A 21,625-nucleotide genomic window follows, 5' to 3' on the forward strand; every position below is an offset into this window, starting at 1 on the left:
CTTGACCTTCTCCAGCCGGACCGGGCGCCGGTGGAGGAGGATGGACGGGTGCCCGAAGGCGACACCGTCTGGAACACCGCCCGCGCGCTGCGTCGCGCACTGGTCGGTGGCCGGCTGACCGCCACCGACCTCCGGGTGCCGCACCTGGCGACCGCCGACCTCACCGGGGCGACCGTGTCGGCGTCGGTCTCCCGGGGCAAGCACCTGCTGCTCCGGCTCCGCATGCCGGCCGGCGGGACACCACCGGACAACGGGACAACACCGGACAACAGGGCGCAACCAGACAACGAGACACAGCCGGACAACGGCGGACGCACGGTCGACCCGCCCGGCGGCGAGTCGCTGACCCTGCACTCCCACCTGCGGATGGACGGGGCCTGGCGGGTGTACGCCCCGGGCGAGCGCTGGGCGTCCCGGCCGGCACACACCGTACGGGCGGTGCTGCGGACCACGGACGCCGTGGCGGTCGGCTACCACCTGCACGATCTCGCCCTGCTCCGGACCGCCGACGAGGACACCCTGGTCGGGCACCTGGGACCGGACCTGCTCGGCCCGGACTGGGACCCGGTCGAGGCGGTACGTCGACTCGCCGCCCAGCCCGACCGGAGCATCGCCGAGGCGTTGCTCGACCAACGCAGCCTGGCCGGCATCGGCAACCTGTACAAGTCGGAGTTGCTCTTCCTCCGGGGCGTCTCGCCGTGGACGCCGGTACGGGAGGTCCCGGACCTGCCCGGCCTGGTGGCGCTCGCCCACCGGCTGCTGACGGCGAACCGGGGGCGCTGGACACAGAGCACCACCGGTTCCCTGCACCGGGGTCGGACCAGTTACGTCTACGGCCGCCGCGCGGAACCGTGCCGTCGCTGCGGTACCCCGATCCGTAAACAGGACCAGGGCGAACGGGTGACCTACTGGTGCCCGGTCTGCCAGCCCGGCGACCGGTAGGCACGCCAGAGCCGCCGCCCGGCGACCGGCAGGCACGCCCAGACTGCCAGCCCGGCGACCGGTCGACCCGGCCCGGCGGGCGGCCGGATTCTCCGGGCGAAGGAGGCGTCACCGACGATTCGGCCGTATCCATTTCTGGCGCTACGCGGTTGACTGCTTACAGATCGTCAGCAGGCTCTCGGGGATGGGACCCGCCGGCGGGTGCGCCCCGGGACCGGTCCCCGGGCTCGCGCTGGCGGACCGGGGCAGGCGGTCCGATCTTCCGGGGAGGGCGTCACCATGTTCAAGAGATTCGCCGCGCACCGGGCGGCCCGCGCCGAGCGGGCCCGGAACCAGCGCGCCGGGCGGACCACGCCGGTGGTCCCGGCGGCCCGGGTGGGCGCCGACCCGGTGGCCGACCTGACAGTCGACCCGACCGCCCCACCCGACTACTTCGGCTTCGTACCGAACTTCGCCCACAGCCCGCTGCCCGAGCTGGACGTCGACGGTCGGATACTGCCCGGCACCGGAATCCGGAAGTTCGTCGCCCCGCTCCCCCTGGTCGGCCGGGAAACGACCGAGCTGGGCGCCCGGATCCCGGTCGCGGTGCCGGACACCACGTCGTACCCGGGATGTGACTACTACGAGATCGGGGTGCAGGAGTACACCCAACGGCTGCACCCGGACCTGCCGCCGACCCGGCTACGGGGCTACCGGCAGCTGAACAACGGCACCGACCCGGCCGGACACAACACGGTGGCGCCGCCCGGCCGGCCGTACCATCTCGGGCCGATGATCGTGGCGCACCGGGACCGCCCGGTCCGGGTCAAGTACGTCAACCAGCTGCCGACCGGCTCCGCCGGCGACCTCTTCCTGCCGGTGGACCCGACGGTCACCGGCGCCGGCGCCGGTCCCCGCAGCGGCCTCGAACGCTATCCGCAGAACCGCTGCACGATCCACCTGCACGGCGGCGACGCCCCGTGGATCAGCGACGGCGGACCGCTCCAGTGGTTCACCCCGGCAGGTGAGTCGACCCACTATCCCCGGGGCGCCGGCTGGGCCGCCGTACCGGACATGCCGGAGCCCGGCGCGGGCGCGGCGACCGCCTACTACCCGAACCAGCGCGGCGCCCGGCTGCTCTGGTACCACGACCAGAGCGAGGGGATCGCCCGGCTGACCGTCTACTCCGGGCAGGTCGGCCTCTACCGGCTGGACGACCCGGTGGAACGGGAACTCGTCGACGACGGGGTGATCCCCACCGACGAGGTCGTCCTGGTGCTGGAGGAGAAGACCTTCGTACCGGACCGGGCCCAGCTCGCCGCCGAGGATCCGACCTGGGACGTGGCGACCTGGGGCGGCCGGGGTGCCCTGTGGTTCCCGCACGTCTACCTGCCCCGGCAGAACCCGTACAACGAGTCGGGGACGAACCCGATGGGCCGGTGGGACTACGGGCCCTGGTTCTGGCCGCCGAACGCCGGTGTCACCCACGGGCCGGCGCCCAACCCGCACCACGACCCCGCGACCCGCCCCTGGCAGCCGCCGGCCCAGCCCGGCACCCCCACCCCGTCGGCGGTGCCGGAGACCTTCCTGGACACGCCGCTGGTCAACGGGGTCGCCTACCCGTACCTGCGGGTCCGGCCGGCGGCGTACCGGTTCCGGATCCTCAACGCCTGCCCCGACCGCAGCCTGAACCTGCAGCTCTACCACGCCGCGTCGAACGCGCCGATGTGGCACTCGGACGGCACCCTCGCCGACGCCGGGGCCGGTGAGGTGCCGATGGTGGCGGCCCTGGCCAACCCCGACCTCCCGCCGGGCTGGCCCACCGACGGTCGGGAGGGCGGGGTGCCCGACCCGGCCGCCGCCGGCCCCGACTGGATCCAGATCGGCTCCGAGGGCGGCCTGCTGCCGGCGGTCGCCGTACTGCCCCACCAGCCGATCGACTACCGGTACAGCCGCCGGGACGTGACGGTGCGCAACGTCACCGGCCACACCCTGCTGCTGGCCCCGGGCGAACGCGCCGACGTGATCGTCGACTTCTCCGCCGTACCGCCGGGATCGAACCTGATCCTCTACAACGACTGTCCGGCGCCGATGCCCGGCAACGATCCGCGGTACGACCACTACACCGGCAACCCGGACCAGACCGGCTCCGGAGGGACCCCGCCCACCCGGCCCGGCTACGGCCCGAACACCCGCACCCTGCTGCAGATCCAGGTGGTCGGTGCGCCGGCTCCGCCGTTCGACCTGGACCGTCTCCGGGACCGGCTCCCCGAGGCGTACGGGCGCAGCCAGCCACCGCCGCCGGTGCCACAACCGGCCTACGACGCCGCGTTCGGCACCGTCACCCCCTGCGACACGTACGCGTCGATCGAGGACACCTCGCTGCGCTTCGTCCCGTACGGCGGCACCGGGCCGGTGACCCTGCCGTTGCTCCCGAAGGCGATCGTGACCGGGTTCGACCCCGAGTACGGTCGCCGGAACGTCCTGCTCGGCACCGAGCTGCCGACGACCGGCACGCTGGTCCCGACCACCGTTCCGCTGACCCCGATCGACCCGCCGACCGAGGTGCTGCTGCCGTCCGACCCGGCGGTGCCGGTCGGGACGCCGGGCGACCACACCCAGCTCTGGAAGATCACCCACTACGGCACGGAGACCCACGCCCTGCACTTCCACCACGTGAACGTCCAGTTGGTGAACCGGGTCGGCCGGGACGGGGCGGTCACGCCGCCGGCGCCGAACGAGGTCGGCTGGAAGGAGACGGTCCGGGTGAATCCGTTCGAGGCGGCCGTGGTGGCGGTGCGGCCCGTCCTGCCCGGACCGTTCCCGTTCACGGTCGGCGACAGCGTACGGCTGTCCGACCCGACCCGACCGGCCGGCACCAGCGACGGCTACACCCAGGTCGACCCGGGCACCGGCGAACCGGCGACGGTGACCAACCGGACGCACCATTTCGGCTGGGAGTTCGCCTGGCGGTGCTCCCAGCTCGGCCACGCCGACCAGCAGATGAGCCGACCGATGGTGCTGCGGTTCTCCCCCGCCGCGCCGACCGGGCTCGCCGTCCGGCCGGCGCCCGGCTCGGCCACCGTACTGCCGGGCATCGTGGTGGCCTGGACCAACAACGTGACGGCGGTGGGGCCGGGCGCGACCCGCAACCTGCTCCAGCGCTGCACCGACCCGGGCTTCCGCCACGAGGTGACCGGCTTTGTCGTCCCGGCGACCGTCAGCCGCTACACCGACTCGACGGTCACCCCGGGCGTCACCTACCACTACCGGGTCCGGGCCGAGAACGGTGTCGCGCACTCGGCGTACTCCAACAGCGCCGACTGTGCGGTGCACCTGCCGCCGCCGACCGGACTGGTCGCGACCGTCGCCGCCGGTACGCCGCTGCGGGTCAACCGGGCCTGGGTGAACCGGTCCTTCGCGACCACGGTGGACCTGCAACGCGCCACCAACCCGACCTTCACCAGCGGGCTGGTCACCACCACCGTCCCGGTCACCGGCAGTTGCCCGGACACCCCGGTCGCCGCCGACACCACCTACTACTACCGGGTCCGGACCAGCTATCTCGGCGCCTCGTCACCCTGGTCGAACGTCGCCACCGTGGTCACCCCGGCGGTGCCGGTGGTACCGACGGAACTGACCGCGACCCCGTACGACGGTGTGGTGCCGGGGCCGGGCGCGGCGGTCCGGCTGGGCTGGTCCGTCCCGGTCACCAGCACGGTCAGCGGCTTCACCGTGCACCGGTCCACCAGTCCGACCTTCGGCGCCGGGCTGACCACGTTCACCGTCCCCGGCGCCGCCCGCTCGTACGTCGACACCAACCTGGCCCGGGACACCGTCTACCACTACCGGATCCAGGCCAGCAACCCGGCCGGATCGTCCCCGGTCAGCACGGCGGTCTCGATCCGCACCCCGACCTGATGCCGCGGTCCGGCAGAGCCCGACGCCGGGGCCGGAGGGGTCAGCCGTCGGCCTGCGGGGTGCGGCGGCGCAGCTCCGCCAGGCCGGCCGCGACGCCGCGGAGCAGGTCGGTCGCCTCGGTGAGCCGGGACGCGGCGGTGTGCCCGTGGTCCTCCCAGCCATCCTCGGCGACATAACCGGCGGCCGCCGCGACCAGTCCCTCGTACGCCGACACACCGTGGTCGAGCTGCCCGAGCAGGTTGCGGTGCGCGTCCGCCAACCCGGCCCGGGTGTCGGCGGGGGCGAGCCGCAGCGCCCGGTCCACACTGGCCGCCCGGTCGGCGAGGTCCCGCAGCGAGCGCTCCGCCACCGCCGCCTCGAGCGCGGCCGACGCGGCGGGACCGTTCAGTCGACCGGCGAGGCCGGCCATGGTGGTCGACGCCCGGTCCAGTCGAACCCACGCCTCGGCCGCCGACGTGCCCCGCAGGGCGATCCGGGTCCGCTGCCGGCGTACCTCCGCGAGGGCCTGGCGCCCGGCGGGCATCCGTTCGACGGCGGCGACCAGCCGGGCCCGGGCCTGCTCGGCGGTGACCGGCTCGGGCGGTGGCGGCACCGGCTGGGCGGCCAGCGCCCGCAGGTCGGACCAGCGCCAGCCGGCCAGCATCACGGACCCGCCGGCGGCGGCCGCCCAGACGGCGTCCGGCAGCCCGAGTCCCTGGTACGGGGTGAGCACGGCAGCCGCCCCGGTCAGCCCGCCGGCCAGCACACTCCAGCGACGGACCGCCCGGCGCAGACCGCGCAACCGGCGCAGGTGTCGGGTACGCGGGTCGGCCATCTCGCCCTTCTCCCAGCTCGGTGGTGGCTCAGCCGGCCGCGGTGTTGCCGCCGGTCTGCTTGTCCCGGGCCAGGCTGGCCCGGATCTCGTCGAGGCGGGCCACCCCGGCCGGGTCCGCCGCCGGGGCGGCCGGTTCGACTGCGGGCGTGGCCGTACCGCCGGCGAGTTTCTCCCCGGCCATGCTGGCCCGGATCTGCTCCAGTCGGGACGCGCCGGCCAGGTCGAGTGTCGACTTCTGCAGCTCCAGCATCCGGCCCTCGACCGAGTTGCTGGCCAGCTCGGCCCGGCCCATCGCGGTGGCGTACCGCTGCTCGATCCGGTCCCGCACCTCGTCGAGCGAGGGGGTGCCGCCCGGGGCGGTGAGCGCGGACATCGACTCCAGCGAACGGGCGACGCTCTCCTGCATCTTCGCCTGCTCGAGCTGGCTGAGCAGCTTGGCCCGCTCGGCGAGCTTCTGCTCCAGGAGCATCTTGTTGTTCTCGACCGCCCGGCGGGCCTGCGCGGCGGCGTTGATCGCCTGGTCGTGCAGGGTCTTCAGGTCCTCGGTCGACTGTTCGGCCGAGACCAGCTGGGTGGCGACGGTCTGCGCGGCCTGCTCGTACTTGACGGCCTCGGCCTCGTCACCGCCGGCCCGGGCCCGGTCGGCGAGGACCAAGGCCTGCCGGGCCATCCCCTGCAGGCGCTCGACCTCGGACATCTGCCGGGAGAGCCGCATCTCCAGTTGGCGCTGGTTGCCGATGACCGCGGCCGCCTGCTGGACCAGCGCCTGGTGCTGGCGCTGTGCCTCCTCGACGGCCTGCTGGATCTGCACCTTGGGGTCGGCGTACTCATCGATCTTGGCACCGAAGAGCGCCATCAGATAACGCCAGCCCTTAGCGAACGGGTTCGCCATGTTCCCCGATATCCCCTCAGTGTCGATCGCTCCGCCTGACCGTGCCGGCCGGCCCACCGGGGAACCCGCGCGGCACGATCTCCATCGTCCCAGTCCCGCGCCACCCCGGCGTACGACCTGAGAGGGATATCCACCGGATATGCCGCTAGGGGCCCACGGTAACCCGCCGTTGCCGTACCAGGCCACACCTTCGACCCGGATCCCGGGCCGCTGGCCCGGGGCAGTCCGGGAGGATCCCGCTCAGCCGACGCAGACGACGTCGCGGTCCTGCTTGGTGGTGGGCTGGATGCGGCGGGTGGCGCGTAGGGTCGCCTTCAGCGGAGACTCCTGACGAACCGTGACCGACACCGTGCCATCGGTGGTGATCTGCCGCACCGTGTCCGCCGGCACCGGCCGGACCCCGTTCTCGGTACGGGCGCGCCCCGGCGCCTGGTTGCGGCCCGGGCGCGCGGTGATCCCGTCCGCCAGCGCCGACTGCCGGGCCGGCTGCGCCGCCGGATCGGCGTCCGACCGTGGCCGGGCGGGCTCGCCCCGGTACGTCGGAGCGCCGGTCGTCCGACCCGTCCCCGCACCCCGGACCGGGGTCGCGGACGCCGGAACCGGCCGGGTCTCCGGACCCTGCCGCTCCCCCTGGACCGGCACCAGTACGTCGGGCAGCCGTTCGGCGACCTCGACCGTCTCGCTGACGTCCCGGAGCAGTTCGGAGAGGCGGGCACCGAGGGCGTCGCAGATGGCGGCGAGCAGCTCGCTCGACGCCTCCTTCTGGCCGCGTTCGATCTCGGAGAGGTAACCCAGACTCACGTTGGCGGCCGAGGAAACCTCGCGCAGGGTCCGATGCTGCCCCTGCCGACGCGCCCGTAGCGCATCACCGATCACCCGGCGTAGCAGGACCATCGCACCTCCCGTGTCGCGGGACCAGACTCCCCGGACGTCGGACCGGCGCCGTCGGCCCACCGCGTCGACCTCACCGTGGGCCCACCGTCGGGCGGTGGGGGCCCACGACGCGGCGGTGGTGACGTCCGACGTCGGCTTTCCGAGCCTTCCCGCAACCGTACCCGTTGACGGCCGCCACGACATCCCGGCCCGCCACCCCAATCCGCGCCGAACGCCGGTCGAACCGTCCGGACACGACCGGCCCGCTACTCCGAACGCCCCGGCGGTCCAACCGTCGACCGGCACCCGGCGGTCCAGTCGTCGACCGGCACCCGGCGGTTCAGTCGTCGACCCGGACCGTCGGGGCCTCGCCGTGCAACCGGTCGGCGAGCAGGTTCAGCGCCGCCTCCACCGCGCCGGTCCGGATGTGCAGCCGGTTGCCGTCGATCTCCAGCCGCCGGACCTCGGTGCCGGACGGTCCCGCCGCCGCCACGAAGACCAACCCGACCGGCTTGCCGTCCTGCGGCTCCGGCCCGGCCACCCCGGTGGTGGCCAGGCACCAGTCGGCACCGCAGCGCTCCCGGCCACCCTCGGCGAGCGCGACCGCCACGTCCGGGTCCACCGCGCCCCGTTCGTCGAGCAGGGCGGCCGGCACCCCGACCAGGGATGCCTTCAACTCGGTCGCGTACGCCACCACACCGCCCCGGAACACGCTGCTCACCCCGGCGATGTCCACGATCGTGGCGGCCAGCAGCCCGCCGGTGAGGGACTCCACCACGGCGAGGGTGCCACCCCGGTCGGCCAGTGCGTGCACCACCGCCGCGGCCGCGCTGCCGGCGGCCCGCTCACCGTCCTCCATGCCACGTCCCCTTCCGTGCGGTCACCCGGTCCCCGCCGTCCGGTTCAACGGACGGAACGGCGCAGTCGCAGTGCCCGTACCACGTAGTCGAGCCCGGTCACCACGGTCACCACGAGGGCGACGCCGAGGATCCACGGACCGACCCAGTCGACAACCTCCGGAACGGGCCACAGGTACCAGACGATCGCCAGGATCTGCACCGCTGTCTTGACCTTGCCGCCCCGGCTGGCCGCGATCACGCCGTACCGGATCACCCAGAACCTCATCAGGGTGATCCCGAACTCACGGGCCAGGATCACCACCGTTACCCACCAGGGGATCCGGTCATACCAGGAGAGCAGGACCAGCGCGGTGCCGGTCAGCGCCTTGTCCGCGATCGGGTCGGCGACCTTGCCGAACGAGGTCACCAGCGCGTACCGGCGGGCGATCCAGCCGTCGACCAGGTCGGTCGCCGAGGCGAATCCGAAGGTCAGGCAGGCGACCACCCGCCAGCCCGGATCGGTCATCTCGGAGACGAACACCAGCCCGGCGAAGACCGGGACCAGGACGAGCCGCAGCGCGGTCAACCCGTTGGCGGCGTTCACCACCGGAACCGGGCCGACCCGGCCAGCCGGCGCCCCGTCCGTGACACCGGACCGCACCGGACCGACCTGCCCGGCCGCCACTCCGGTCTCCCCCGCCGACGTCCCCGCGCCGGTGGGCACCGGCTCCGCCGCCTCCGTCACGGCGTCATCCGACCGCACTCGACGACACCCCACCGGCGGCAGGTCCCGCACCCGACGAGACCCCACCGGCGGTCCGTCGGGCCCCGGCCACGCCCCGGTCCACCCGCGTCGACCTCACCCGGCCCTCCGCGGAGCCGCCGAGATCATCCCGTCCGGTACGGCGATCAGGTCCACACCCTCGGTCCCGGTCACCGTCGCCCGCACCAGGTCACCGGGGCGCAGCGCGGCCAGGTCGACGGTGCCGTCGTCCGGGGCGACAAGTGTGGTGGAGCCGTCGACCTCGGGTGCCTGGTGGGCGGCGCGTCCCTCCAGCACCCCACCGTCGACCGAGTCGACAAGCACCTCGACCGTGGCGCCGATCCGTTCCTCGGCCCGCTGGGAGCAGAGTTCGTCGGCCAGCGCGGCCAGCTTGTCGTACCGGCGCTTGATCGTCGCCGCCGAGACCTTGCCGGGCAGGTCGGCGGCCTCGGTGCCGTCCTCGTCGCTGTAGTCGAAGACCCCGATGGCGTCGAGTCGGGCGGCGCTGAGGAACCGGACCAGCTCGTCGACGTCGGCCCGGGTCTCACCCGGGAAGCCGACGATGAAGTTGCTCCGCGCCCCGGCGTCCGGCGCCAGCTGGCGGGCCGAGGCGAGCAGCTCGAGGAACCGGTCGGTGGAACCGAACCGCCGCATCCGGCGCAGCACCGGCTCGCTCGAGTGCTGGAAGGAGAGGTCGAAGTAGGCGGCCACACCGGGGGTGGTGGCGATCGCCTCCACCAGGCCCGGCCGGGTCTCCGCCGGCTGCAGGTAGCTGGCCCGTACCCGGACGATGCCGTCCACCGCCGCGAGCTGCGGGAGCAGCTTCTCCAGCAGCCTCGGGTCGCCGAGGTCCTTGCCGTACGAGGTGGAGTTCTCGCTGACCAGCACCAGCTCCCGGACCCCCGACTTGGCCAGCCACTCCGCCTCGGCGAGCAGCTCGTCCGGGGTACGGGAGACGAAGGCGCCCCGGAACGCGGGGATGGCGCAGAACGCACACCGTCGGTCGCAGCCACTGGCCAGCTTGAGCGAGGCGACCGGACCGGAGTCGAGCCGCCGGCGCAGCACCGGACGCAGGTGGGCCGGGGTGTGCTCGTCGGTGAGCAGCAGACCGTCGGCGGGCCGGCCGGCCGGCGCGGCGGACCCGTCGGCCGCGCCGTGACCAGGGTGGGCGGTCCCGGCGGCTCCACCGTGACCGGGGACCACCACGCCGCTGCGTTGCCGGGCCACCGGGGTCAGCGGCAGCAGCTCCCGCCGGTCCCGGGGAGTGTGCGCGGGCAGTTCCGTGCCGGCGAGGACCGCGTCGAGCCGGGCCGCGATCTCGGGGTAGTCGTCGAAGCCGAGCACCGCCTGCGCCTCGGGCAGGCTGTCGGCGAGCTCGCGACCGTACCGTTCGGCCATGCAGCCGGCCGCCACCACCTTCGCGCCGGTCTCGGCGGCGGCGAGCAGCGTCTGGATGGAGTCCTGCTTGGCCTTCTCGACAAAGCCGCAGGTGTTGACCAGCACCACGTCGGCGCCCTCGCCGTCGGTGCTCACCTGCCAGCCGTCGGCGTGCAGTCGGGCCGCCAACTCCTCGGAATCGACCTCGTTACGGGCACAGCCCAGGGTGAGCAACGCGACCCGGCGGCCGGCGGCTGAGGAGGAGGAAGACGTGGCAGACACCATCCGAGGGTACCGGTCGGACCTGACACGCCGTTCCGGGCGTACCGCCGGCACGAATCCGGACGGCGGGCGCTGTCGGGTTGTTACCGGGTCAACCGGTCGAGCAGGAACACCTCGCTGCCGGCCAGCCCGACCGAACAGAAGACGGTCACCTGGTCCGCCGTGTTCCGGCCGGGCTGGGTCCCGGCCAGCACCGCGCCCAGCGACAGCAGCCGTCCGGCGTACGGCTCGACGGCGGCGAGCATCGGCGGGTCGTACGCCCCGGCCTGGGCCGGCGAGTCGGTGACCAGGACGTCCGCCCGGTCCAGCAGGTCGGGCCCGAACTCGGCCCGCCCGACCTGTTTGAAGCCCACCAGGTTGACGTGACAGCCGGGGCTCAGGTCGGTGGCGGAGAGCACCGGGGTCGGGCTGGTGGTGGCGAGCACCACCACGTCCCGATTGCGAACCGCCCGCCCCGGGTCCGGCACCGCCCGGGCGGGTACGCCGAGTTCCGCCTCGACCCGGGAGACCAGCTTCTCCCGGCCCGCCGGTGTACGGCTGAAGACGGTGACCTCCCGCAGCGGGCGTACCGCCGCGATCGCCCAGAGCTGGGTCCAGGCCTGGCGGCCGGCCCCGATTACCCCGACGGTGGCAGCCTCCGGCCGGGCGAGCGCGTCCACCGCCACCCCGCCGAGCGCCCCGGTACGCCGGGAGCCGATCTCCTCGCCGACACAGACCGCCCGGATCCGGCCGGTGCCGGCGTCGTGCAGCACCACCACCTGCTCGCCGTCGGGCCGGTCGAGGGTGTCGTACGAGCGGAAGCCGTACCAGTCGTCCCGCAGGTGCCCGGCGGTGAGCACCAGCCGTCCCCCGTCGAGTGGTGCGGAGACCCGGGGTGGGGCGAGCAGCCGGCCCTGCTCGGCGGCGACCAGGGCGTCCCGGATCGCCGTCACGGCGGTCGCGGCGTCCAGTCGCGCGGCGACCTCGGCGTCGGTGAGCAGCACGGTCATGTCGACCATCCTGATAGCTGAAGCCCGGTTGAGGTCAACCTGTGGCACCGTTCGGTGCCACCGCGACCGTGATCCCGGCGCCACCACCGCCGCGGTTCCGGCCCACCCCCAGGCAGCTACTCACTCGGGGCGGAGGGCAGCGAGGGCCTCCTCCAGTTCGTCCGGTTTGACCAGGACGTCCCGGGCCTTGGAGCCCTCGGACGGGCCGACGATGCCCCGCGTCTCCATCAGGTCCATCAGCCGGCCCGCCTTGGCGAACCCGACCCGGAGCTTGCGTTGCAGCATCGACGTGGACCCGAACTGCGAGGTGACCACCAGTTCGATCGCCTGCACCAGCAGGTCGAGGTCGTCGCCGATCTCCTCGTCGACCTTCTTCTTGTTGTCCTGTACCGGGGTCGTCACGTCCGGCCGGAACTCCGGCTCCCGCTGGTCCTTGCAGAACTTGACGATGTCGTTGATCTCACCCTCGGAGACCCAGGCGCCCTGGATCCGGACCGGCTTCGAGGCGCCCATCGGCAGGAAGAGCCCGTCACCGCGGCCGATCAGCTTCTCCGCGCCCGGCTGGTCGAGGATGACCCGGGAGTCGGCGAGCGAGGAGGTGGCGAAGGCGAGCCGGGACGGCACGTTCGCCTTGATCAGGCCGGTCACCACGTCGACCGAGGGCCGCTGGGTGGCCAGCACCAGGTGGATGCCGGCGGCCCGGGCCAACTGGGTGATCCGGACCACCGAGTCCTCGACGTCCCGGGGGGCGACCATCATCAGGTCGGCCAACTCGTCGACGATCACCAGCAGGTACGGGTACGGCCGGATCTCCCGCTCGCTGCCCGGTGGCGGGGTGATCTGGCCGGCCCGGACCTTGCGGTTGTAGTCGTCGATGTGCCGTACCCCGTTGGCGGCGAGGTCGTCGTAGCGCATGTCCATCTCGCGGACGACCCAGTCCAGCGCGTCCGCGGCCTTCTTCGGGTTCGTCACGATCGGCGTGACCAGGTGCGGGATCCCCTCGTAGCTGCTCATCTCGACCCGCTTCGGGTCGATCAGCAGCAGCCGTACCTCGTCCGGGGTGGCCCGGGACAGGATGGACACCAGTAGCGAATTCAGACAGCTCGACTTCCCGGCACCGGTGGCGCCGGCGATCAGGATGTGCGGCATCTTGGCCAGGTTGGCCACCACGAAGCCACCCTCGATGTCCTTGCCGAGCGCGACCAGCATCGGATGGTGGTCGGCGCTCGCCACCCGGGACCGGAGCACGTCGCCGAGCGCCACGTCCTCCCGGTCGCTGTTCGGGATCTCCACCCCGACCGCGCTCTTGCCCGGGATCGGGCTGAGGATCCGGACGTCCGGAGACTTGACCGCGTACGCGATGTTGCGGGACAGCTGGGTGATCCGTTCCACCTTGACGCCATGGCCCAGCTCGACCTCGTACCGGGTGACGGTCGGACCCCGGGTGAAGCCGGTCACCGCCGCGTCCACGTCGAACTGTTCGAAGACGCCGGTCAGCGCGGCGATCACCTCGTCGTTGGCCCGGCTGCGCGCCTTCGGGGCGCTGCCTGGTCGCAACAGGTTCGCCGGCGGCAGCGTGTAGTCGCCGGCCAGTCCGGTGAGGGCGAGCTGCTCGGCCCGGGTCGGCGGCGGGGAGTGCTCGGGCGGCTCGGGTGACTTCCGCGCGGCGCCGACCTTCGACCGGGCCCGGCGCGGCAGCACCACCGTGTCGTGGTTGGCCAGCTCGTCGGCGCCGGCGGGGTCGTCGGTGTCGTCGAGGGCAACCGGCTGCGGGCGCGGTGTCGGACGACGCCGGGCCGGGCGGCGGGCGGCGGAGTCCTCCTCCTCGTCGGACTCGGCCTGCTCCGTCCCGGGCTGGCCGAGCACGACCCCGGCGAGCAGCCCGAGCCGCTCCGGGATCTTGTTGATCGGGGTCGCGGTCACCACGAGCAGCCCGAAGAGCAGGAGCAGGACCAGCACCGGTACCGCCACCCAGGCACTGATCGCCTGCTCCAGGGGTCCGCCGATGCCGGCGCCGATCAGCCCGCCGGCATAGTCCCGCTCGGTGTTCGTGTCCGGGTGCTGGCCGATGTGCAGCAGGGCGGCGAAGCCGACGATCATCGCCGTCCAGCCGACCAGCCCCCGGCCCCGGTGCTCCGACTCCGCCGGGCTGCGCATCAGCCGGACCGCCCCGATCAGCAGCAGGATCGGCAGCACGATCGAGATCGCGCCGAAGAAGAGCCGGATGGTGTCGGCGAGTCGCCCACCGAGCGGCCCGGCCGAGGAGAACCAGACCGCGACCGCGCTGAGGATGGCGAGCCCGAGCAGGAAGAGCCCGGCGCCGTCACGGCGGTGTTCCGGGTCGAGGTCCTTCGCGGTCGCCGCCTGCCGGCCGACCGCCCGCATCGCCCAGCCGACGCTGTGGGCCAGCCCCATCCAGGACGCGCGCAGACCACGACCGAGCAGGGCGGCGGGGCCGGGTCGGGGTGGACGCCGGGCCGTCGCCCGGGTCCGACTGGTCTGTTTCCCCCGGTTGGCACTGGTACGGGTGGCCGCGCCGGTACGGGAGGTGGACCCGCTCCGGCGCCGGTTCGCCTGAGAGGAGGTACGGCCCGCCATGAGTTCACACGTTAGTGCGGGCCGTCGGGATTTCCTCGCATCTGCGGGTCGTGTCCGCTGATCCACGATGGAACGTCCGGCGGTTGGCCGGAGGACACACACTCCGCCTACCATCACGGACGGACCACGAGCCGGCCAGGAGGTATCCGGATGCCCGGAGCGGAGTTTCAGGACGCGGCGGAACCGTCCGACATCGACCGTCGCCCGCAACGGTTGCGGCCGCTCAGCGACGAGTTGATCGCCAGCGTACTGGACGGTCGGGATCATCCGTACGAGACGGATCCGGACGGCGATCTCGTCGGCCGCTGGGACGACAGCGTCATCTACTTCATCCGCTGCGGCGCCGCCGGCGAACTGTTGCAGATCCGCACCATCGCGGCGACCAGGTTCCCCATCGACGACGTGCCCCGGCTGTACGCGTTCTGCAACGCCTGGAACCGGGACCGTTTCTGGCCCAAGGCGTTCGTGCACGTCAACGACGACGGCAGCGTCCGGGTCTGCGGCGAGGTCGTCACCGACCTGGAGCACGGGGTCACCCCGGCACAACTCGACCAGTTGCTGGGCTGCGGCATCCTGACCGGGGTGCAGATGTCGAAGGCCGTCGCGGAACTGGCCCGCTGACTAGACTCGCCGAATCGCCAGGCCACGTCCCACGGTCGCGGGCGGGCACGCCGCCGGAATCCCAGTGAGGAGAGTCGTCATGACCCTGTCCCGCCGGGGCACCCTGTGACCCGCGACGAACTGCTCGCCGCGCTGGCCGCGGCCCGGGACCTGCCGGACGGCGAGGAGAAGGTCGCGGAACTGGACCGGATCATCGCGCACGCCGACGCCGCGGCCGACGTACGGCTCGGGATCGCCGGCCGGCTGGCGCTGATCGAGGCGCACAACTACCACGCCGAACGGTGGCGGATGCTGGAGCCGTTCGAGTGGTGCCTCGCCGCCCACGACCGGGACCCGGGCCTGTTCGCGCCGGCCGACGCCGAACTGCTGCGCTGGTACCACAAGTGGGCGGTGTCCGCGCTGCGGGACAGTTCCCGGATGGAACTGGCCCGGGCCGAGGCGACCCTCGACGACCTGGACCGGCGGCTGCGGGCCGACGGGCACAGCCGGCACGCCGTCTACAGCCTGCGCTGCCGGATCGCGGACCACGTCGGCGACCAGACCGCCGCCCGGCACTGGTTCACGCAGTGGCGGGCCGCCCCGCGCGACGAGTTCAGCGACTGCGCCGGCTGCGACCCGGCGAACCAGGCACGGCTGCTGGCCGGGTGGGGCCGGTGGGCCGAGGCGGTCGAGGTGGTCGAGCCGGTCCTCTCCGGTGTCGTCGGCTGCCCCGAGCAGCCGGCCCGGGCGCTGGCCGCGATGCTGGTGCCGTACCTGCGGCTCGGCCGGTACGACGAGGCCGCCCGGGCGCACGTGCGGGCGTACCGGCGGCACCGGCGGGAACGGGACGCGTTTCCGTTCCTCGCCGACCACCTGCGGTTCTGTGCGCTGACCGGACACCACGAACGCGGGCTGGAGATCCTCGCCCGGCACCTCGGCTGGCTCGACCGCCCGTACGACGAGAGTTCCGCGATGGAGTTCGCCGCCGCCGGCGCCCTGGTCTGCCGGCTGGCCGGAGCGGCCGGCTTCGACCGCTACCCGGTCGACCGGCCGGCGCACGGCGAACGGCTCGCCGCCCGGCTGACCGTGGCCGCGCTCGAGGCCGACCTGGTGGCCACCGCCCAGGACCTCGCCGGCCGGTTCGACGCCCGGAACGGGACGAGTCACCAGTCCGGTCGGATGGCGGGTTGGCTGGCCGAGCGGCCGGTGACCGACCCGGTGCCGCTGCCACCGGACGGCCCCGCCGACGACTGGGCGACCGCCGGCCCGATCCCGCCGGAGGGCTGGACGGCACAGGTCGTTCCGCTCAGCGTGACGGCGGTGGTCGACGTGCTGGAGCAGCGCAACGACCACTACGCGGTCGCCCCGGACGGTACGGTCGGCGGCCGGTGGGGCGACGCGGTGATCCGGTTCCACCGGGTGGGTGAGCGGGGCGAGATCCTGCACGCCGAGGTGCTGGCCCTGCGCCGGCTGCCGGCCGACCGGCTCGCCGAGGCGTACGAGTTCTGCAACGCCTGGAACCACGACCGGCTGCTGCCGAAGGCGTACGTGCGGGAGAGTGACGACGGTGAACTGATCCTCGCCGGTGACGTCACCACCGACCTGGAGCACGGCGTCTCGGCCGGTCAGCTCCGGGTCCTGGTCACCGCGGCGCTGGCCACCGGGGCCGAGTTCGCGGCCGCGGTCGACGCGCTGCCCTGACCGGGCGGCGCCGCTCGCCGGGTACGGCGCAGCCGGTACAGCAGCCCGGCCCAGGAGATCAGGACAACCACCGCGACCAGCGCCTGGGCGAGCGCGGCGTACCGCTCGGGATAGATCACGCCCTCGACGTACCGGTCGATGAAGCCGCGGCCGACACCGGACTCGCCGGCCTGGCGCCGCGACCAGTGTTCGACGTAGGTGAGCGGGCAGGTGATCCGGGCGGCGACCACCGTCACCCCCCAGACGGCGGCCGCCAGGTGCAGCCAGACCGTCCGGGGCCACCGCCAGGCGAGGAAACCACCGCCCACCAGGTAGGCCAGGAAGCCGAAGTGCAGTGCCAGCACCACCGAGGTCAACAACCGGAAAACCATCGCCCCTCCGTTCCGGGGCAAAGGCTAGCCAGCGGACCGGCCGGTTGACCGGGTACGGGTACTCAGAGCGGCCTGGCTAGGTCGAGAGAGTGGCCGCCGGGGTGACGAGGCCGGTCTCGTAGGCGAGGACGACGAGCTGCGCCCGGTCGCGGGCCTGGAGCTTGGTCATCGCCCGGCTGATGTGGGTCTTGGCGGTGGCGACACTGATGACCATGTGGGCGGCGATCTCGTCGTTGGACATGCCCCGTGCGGCGAGCGCGACGACCTCCCGCTCGCGGTTGGTGAGGACCTCCAGCACGGTGGCGCGGCTGTGGTGCGGCGGTCGCGAGACGTACTCGCTGATGAGCTTGCGGGTGATGGCCGGCGACAGCAGGGCGTCGCCGCGGGCGGCAACACGGATGCCGTGCAGCAGATCGGCCGGCTCGGTGTCCTTGACGAGGAAGCCGGCGGCGCCGGTCCGCAGCGCGGCGTAGATGTGCTCGTCGAGGCCGTAGCTGGTGAGGATGACGACGCGCACGCCGGCCAGGGCCGGATCGGCGGCGATCCGACGCGTGGCCTGGATGCCGTCGAGAACGGGCATCTGGATGTCGATGAGCGCGACGTCGGGCAGGTGCTCCGCGGCGAGCGCGACCGCCTCCGTGCCGTCGCCGCCCTCCGCGACCACCATGAGGTCATCTTCGGCGTTGATGAGGGCGCGGAAGCCGGCCCGGATCAGGGCCTGGTCGTCGACGAGCAGTACGCGGATCACGAAGACCTCTCCAGCTGAGATGGCGGCCCGTCAAGAGCCGGGGACGGCCGCTCCAGCGGTAGGGTCGCCTGGACGGTGAACCCGCCGCCGTCGCGGTGGCCGGCGTGCAGTGACCCACCGAGGGCGGTGACCCGCTCCCGCATTCCGACCAGACCCGCACCCGGCACGGCGGCCGCCCGGCCGGTGGCGAGCCCGTCGTCATCGATGTGAACGGCCAACGCGTCGTCGCCGTAGCGGAGCCGGACCGAGGCGGTTGCCGGGCCGGCGTGGCGGGTCACATTGGTGAGGGCCTCCTGCACGATGCGGTACGCGGCGCGGTCGACCGGGGCCGGCAGGCTGCGAAGCCGGCCGGTGACGGTCACCGTGACCGGGATGCCCGCCCTGCGGGCGCCCTCGACGAGGCGGTCGAGGCGGTCGAGCCCACCTCCGGCCGGAGCGTCGTCGGTACGCATCACCTTGAGCGTCGCGCGGAGCTCCTGCAGCGCCTCGCGGCTGGCCTCCTGGATGGTGACCAGCGCCTCGGGGACCGGCTCGGCGCGCTTCTGGGCGAGGTGGACGGCGACGCTCGCCTGCAGGTTGATGAGCGAAATACTGTGGGTGAGGGAGTCGTGCAGGTCGCGGGCGATCCGTAGCCGCTCCTCCGTGGCGCGGCGGCGAGCGGTCTCCTCGCGCGTACGTTCGGCGTCGAGCGCACGCTGCTCGACGTGGGTGAGGTGGACGACGCGCTGGCGGGACAGCTCGCCTGCGACACAGGCGGCGACCATCCAGCCGATCAGTAGCAGCCAGCGCTGGACGACGTCGGGCGCCAGCCCCCCGGCGTCGACGCTCGCGAGTTCGTTGGCGGAACCGCCGACGAGGATGACGACGACGGCGGACCCGGCCGGCAACCGGTGCCCACCCTTCACGGCGGTGTAGAGAGCCACCATGACGGTCAGAGCGGGTGCGACGCCGGGATAGCCGCGCAGCTGGTAGACAAGCACGCAGACGGTCGCGAGGCCGAGCACGACGAGGGGCAGCCGGCGCCGGGCGGCGGTCGCCATCGCCGGGACCACCAGCAGGAACGAGCTGACCAGGTCGAGCCGGATGCGCCCGGGCGGCGAGGTTACGGCGCTGGCGACGACCAGAACGGTCAAGCCGAACGCCATAGCCAGGGAACGCCCCGCACGGCCCCGCCCGCCGTCGTCGCCCATGCGCGCAATGATAGGCGACCCGGTCGCCTCGGACGTCAGCCCACGAGCGGAGCCGCCACTACCACCGTGGATGTAGCCTACGCCGGACTGCACCGTCGGAGGTATCGGCAGTTGACAACCCCGGCCTGACGACCGCGACCACCGCCGGGCGGCATCCTCATGCCGTGTCCATGGTCCGCACCGTCCGCGCGCTCGCGCTGCTGTCGACCGGTCTGCTCGCCGGCGCGCTCGGCCACGGCGCCGTGAACGTCGTGGCGACGTTCAACGCCGTACCCCTCGATGTCCGCCTGACCTTCCACGCCGCGCTGATGCGGATGAACGGCCCGGTCGTCCAGACGGTGACGGCGTGCGCGGTGGTCGGTTCGGTGGCCTTCGCCGTCCTGGTCCGCGGGCGCGCCCACCTGCTCGCCGCCGACCGCGTCGGCGCGGCCGCGTCCCGCACCGCCCTCAACGAAAGGTCTGTCCCGTGGAGCGGATAACACGCTGGATGCTCGCGCACCGGCTGCCGGTGGTCCTCGTCTGGGTGGCGCTCGCGCTGCTGGGAGGGGCGCTGTCGGGCAGCACGATCGACAGGCTCAGCTACGAGGCCCGGTTACCGGACCGTCCGGGCCAGCAGGCGAACGACGCCATCGCGCAACGATTCGGCGACACCGGTGGTCGTAACGCCCCACTGCTACTCGTGGTGACGGTGCCCGATGGCACGACCGTCGACAGGCCCGAGGTACGCCGGCAGTGGGACGCGCTACTGGAAAGCGTGACCCCGCCGGGCGGGCGGAGCGTCTCCTACGGCGGCCCCGGCAGTGAGTCGTTGGTGTCGGCGGACCGGCGCACCACCGTGGCGCTGGTCTACCCGCCAGCGACTCCCTCGAACGCTCCGTACGAGCGGTGGCTGCCTGACATCGAGACGGCGGTCGCGCAGGCCAGGATCGCGGACGCCCCGGTCGAGTTGACCGGTCAGCCGGTGCTGTCCGGACGCAACAGCGGCGCCCAGCGCAGCCCGATCTACGAGACGCTCATCGGCGCCGTAGGGGCGCTGTGCGTACTGATCCTGGTCTTCGGCAGTGGTCTCGCCATCGTGCCGGTGCTGATGGCCGCGGTGGCGATCCCGACGACGTTCCTGCTGGTGCGCGGGGTCACCGAGCTCACCGACGTCTCGTTCATCGTGCAGTTCCTGGTGACGCTCATCGGCCTCGGCGTGGCGATCGACTATGCGCTGCTCGTCGTCACCCGCTGGCGGGAAGAGCGCGCCAAACCCGGCACCGACGGCCCCGAGCCCGAGGCGCGCCGGGAGGCGGTCATCAGGTCCCTGGCCAGCGCGGGCCGCGCGGTCGCGCTCAGCGGCGCCACGGTGGCTATCTCGCTTGCCGCACTTGTCGTTCTGCCGGTGCCGTTCCTGCGCAGCGTCGGCTACGCCGGGTTGCTTATCCCGCTGGTCAGCGTCGCCGTCGCCCTCACCCTGCTGCCCGTCCTGCTCTACTCGTGGGGCGACAAGCTGGACCGGCCGCGTCGTCAGCACCGCTCGGACAGCCGCATGTGGACCAGGATCGCCCGGGTCACCACCCGGCGCCCGGCACTCAGCGCGCTGGTCAGCGGACTGGTGCTGCTCGCCCTGGCCGCGCCCGTGCTGGCGCTGCAACTCGGGCAGCCGGCAACCTCGACGCTGGCCCAGGGGGGACAGCCCGCCCAGACCTTCCAACGGCTCGTCGACGCGGGCTTCGGCGAAGGCATCGCCCGCCCCGTCGAGGTCGTCGTCGCCGCCGACGCCACCGACGCCATGCAGGCCCGGCTCCGTCGCCTGGACGGCGTCGCGGGCAGCCTCGCCCCGCCGGGCTGGACGCGCGACGGTCACCAGGTCATCGACGTGTGGACCACGGAGGACCCGTCCAGCGGTGGCGGCCGGGCTGCGGTCTCGGACGTGCTGGACACCGCGCGGCAGGCTCCGGGTGTGCTGGCCGGTGGGAGTCCGGCAACCGATGCCGACTTCATCGAGGCCGTCTACGGCTCGGTCGAATTCATCCTGCTCTTCGTAGCCCTGCTCACGTTCATCGTGCTGGCCCGGACCCTGCGTTCGGTCGTCCTGCCGTTGAAAGCCTTGGCGCTCAACGCGCTGTCCACGTGCGCGGCGTACGGCGTCGTGGTGCTCATCTGGCAGCAGGGCCACGGCAGCGGGTTGCTGTTCGACTCGCCCGCCATCGGGGCGGTGACCATCTGGATCCCGATGGCGGTCTTCGCCTTCCTCTTCGGGCTGTCCATGGACTACGAGGTGTTCATCCTGCACCGCATCCGGGAAACGCACCTTGACCTGACCGCCGAGGGTGAACGGGACACCGTGGTGCCGTCCGTCGTTACGGGCATCAGCCGAACCGGACGGCTCGTCACCTCCGCCGCGCTCATCCTCTTCCTCGCCTTCACGGCGCTGGCCAGCATTCCGATCACCGACGTGAAGGTGTTCGCCACCGCGTTGGCGGCGGGCATCATCATTGACGCCACCCTGGTCCGCGGCATCCTCACCCCGGCGTTGGTCACGCTCCTCGGCCGTTCGAACTGGTGGTTCCCCCGCCCGTTGAGCCGGCTGCTCGCCGTGTCCCAGCACCGTCCTGGCGTAGGGGCAGCGGCCGTGACGGCCGATGGACAGAAGTCCGACCAGGCGATCGCCACGCCTGTGGTAACCGGCGCTGATCACTACCGCTGAACACGGCCTGAAGGTTCGGATGGTCCAGCCGGCTCTGTGGCGCGGATCGAGCAA

16 protein-coding genes and 1 pseudogene are annotated in these 21,625 nt (G+C 73.0%); 6 read left to right on the top strand and 11 right to left on the bottom strand.

Annotation, left to right across the window (positions count from 1 at the left end; all coding sequences use genetic code 11):
* The first annotated feature begins 48 nt into the window (after positions 1–48).
* The gene (locus ABGB05_RS05910; RefSeq protein ID WP_347652137.1) at positions 49–942 is read left to right on the top strand and encodes a DNA-formamidopyrimidine glycosylase family protein; all 894 of its coding nucleotides are present in this window, start codon (positions 49–51) and stop codon (positions 940–942) included.
* Positions 943–1,221: 279 nt separating this feature from the next.
* Positions 1,222–4,842, top strand: a complete 3,621-nt coding sequence (locus ABGB05_RS05915; RefSeq protein ID WP_347652139.1) for a hypothetical protein — start codon at positions 1,222–1,224, stop codon at positions 4,840–4,842.
* A 40-nt stretch (positions 4,843–4,882) separates the two neighbouring features.
* Here the strand turns inward: ABGB05_RS05915 and ABGB05_RS05920 are convergent, their stop codons facing one another.
* The 8 genes and pseudogenes from ABGB05_RS05920 to ABGB05_RS05955 all read right to left on the bottom strand — a co-directional run bounded on the left by ABGB05_RS05920 (position 4,883) and on the right by ABGB05_RS05955 (position 14,269).
* Positions 4,883–5,656 (bottom strand): hypothetical protein, encoded by a 774-nt coding sequence (locus tag ABGB05_RS05920; RefSeq protein ID WP_347652140.1) that lies wholly within the window; start codon positions 5,654–5,656, stop codon positions 4,883–4,885.
* Between the two features lie 28 nt (positions 5,657–5,684).
* On the bottom strand, positions 5,685–6,548 hold the full coding sequence (locus ABGB05_RS05925) for a PspA/IM30 family protein (RefSeq protein WP_347652141.1): 864 nt from the start codon (positions 6,546–6,548) through the stop codon (positions 5,685–5,687).
* A 585-nt stretch (positions 6,549–7,133) separates the two neighbouring features.
* A pseudogene (locus tag ABGB05_RS05930) lies at positions 7,134–7,442 on the bottom strand (helix-turn-helix transcriptional regulator); the annotation flags it as partial.
* A 319-nt stretch (positions 7,443–7,761) separates the two neighbouring features.
* On the bottom strand, positions 7,762–8,280 hold the full coding sequence (locus ABGB05_RS05935) for a CinA family protein (protein WP_347652142.1): 519 nt from the start codon (positions 8,278–8,280) through the stop codon (positions 7,762–7,764).
* A 44-nt stretch (positions 8,281–8,324) separates the two neighbouring features.
* Positions 8,325–8,921 carry a CDP-diacylglycerol--glycerol-3-phosphate 3-phosphatidyltransferase gene (gene pgsA / locus ABGB05_RS05940; RefSeq protein ID WP_347652245.1) on the bottom strand — a complete coding sequence of 199 codons (597 nt, stop codon included), beginning with the start codon at positions 8,919–8,921 and terminating at the stop codon, positions 8,325–8,327.
* A 198-nt stretch (positions 8,922–9,119) separates the two neighbouring features.
* Positions 9,120–10,685, bottom strand: a complete 1,566-nt coding sequence (gene rimO / locus ABGB05_RS05945) for a 30S ribosomal protein S12 methylthiotransferase RimO (RefSeq protein ID WP_347652143.1) — start codon at positions 10,683–10,685, stop codon at positions 9,120–9,122.
* Positions 10,686–10,765: 80 nt separating this feature from the next.
* Entirely contained in the window at positions 10,766–11,671 is a 906-nt protein-coding gene (locus tag ABGB05_RS05950; RefSeq protein ID WP_347652246.1) for an ornithine cyclodeaminase family protein, read from the bottom strand.
* Positions 11,672–11,791: 120 nt separating this feature from the next.
* Positions 11,792–14,269 carry a DNA translocase FtsK 4TM domain-containing protein gene (locus ABGB05_RS05955; RefSeq protein WP_347652144.1) on the bottom strand — a complete coding sequence of 826 codons (2,478 nt, stop codon included), beginning with the start codon at positions 14,267–14,269 and terminating at the stop codon, positions 11,792–11,794.
* Positions 14,270–14,419: 150 nt separating this feature from the next.
* Here ABGB05_RS05955 and ABGB05_RS05960 point away from each other — a divergent pair, with 150 nt between their 5' ends.
* Both ABGB05_RS05960 and ABGB05_RS05965 read left to right on the top strand, forming a co-directional pair.
* Positions 14,420–14,890, top strand: coding sequence for a YbjN domain-containing protein (locus ABGB05_RS05960; protein ID WP_347652145.1), 471 nt, complete (start codon positions 14,420–14,422; stop codon positions 14,888–14,890).
* A gap of 105 nt (positions 14,891–14,995) precedes the next feature.
* Positions 14,996–16,570 carry a YbjN domain-containing protein gene (locus ABGB05_RS05965; RefSeq protein WP_347652146.1) on the top strand — a complete coding sequence of 525 codons (1,575 nt, stop codon included), beginning with the start codon at positions 14,996–14,998 and terminating at the stop codon, positions 16,568–16,570.
* Here the strand turns inward: ABGB05_RS05965 and ABGB05_RS05970 are convergent.
* The 3 genes from ABGB05_RS05970 to ABGB05_RS05980 form a co-directional block, all read right to left on the bottom strand.
* The gene (locus ABGB05_RS05970; RefSeq protein ID WP_347652147.1) at positions 16,495–16,941 is read right to left on the bottom strand and encodes a DUF2784 domain-containing protein; all 447 of its coding nucleotides are present in this window, start codon (positions 16,939–16,941) and stop codon (positions 16,495–16,497) included. The genes ABGB05_RS05965 and ABGB05_RS05970 overlap by 76 nt on opposite strands.
* A gap of 76 nt (positions 16,942–17,017) precedes the next feature.
* On the bottom strand, positions 17,018–17,689 hold the full coding sequence (locus ABGB05_RS05975; protein ID WP_347652148.1) for a response regulator transcription factor: 672 nt from the start codon (positions 17,687–17,689) through the stop codon (positions 17,018–17,020).
* Entirely contained in the window at positions 17,686–18,822 is a 1,137-nt protein-coding gene (locus tag ABGB05_RS05980; RefSeq protein WP_347652149.1) for a sensor histidine kinase, read from the bottom strand. The genes ABGB05_RS05975 and ABGB05_RS05980 overlap by 4 nt, the downstream gene beginning before the upstream one ends.
* Before the next feature lie 221 nt (positions 18,823–19,043).
* Here ABGB05_RS05980 and ABGB05_RS05985 point away from each other — a divergent pair, with 221 nt between their 5' ends.
* Positions 19,044–19,358, top strand: a complete 315-nt coding sequence (locus tag ABGB05_RS05985) for a hypothetical protein (RefSeq protein ID WP_347652150.1) — start codon at positions 19,044–19,046, stop codon at positions 19,356–19,358.
* Positions 19,346–21,571, top strand: coding sequence for an MMPL family transporter (locus ABGB05_RS05990; RefSeq protein WP_347652151.1), 2,226 nt, complete (start codon positions 19,346–19,348; stop codon positions 21,569–21,571). Before ABGB05_RS05985 ends, ABGB05_RS05990 begins: the two co-directional genes overlap by 13 nt.
* Positions 21,572–21,625: the final 54 nt, after the last annotated feature.

It is taken from the genome of Plantactinospora sp. B5E13, from assembly GCF_039871775.1.
GTDB lineage: Bacteria > Actinomycetota > Actinomycetes > Mycobacteriales > Micromonosporaceae > Plantactinospora.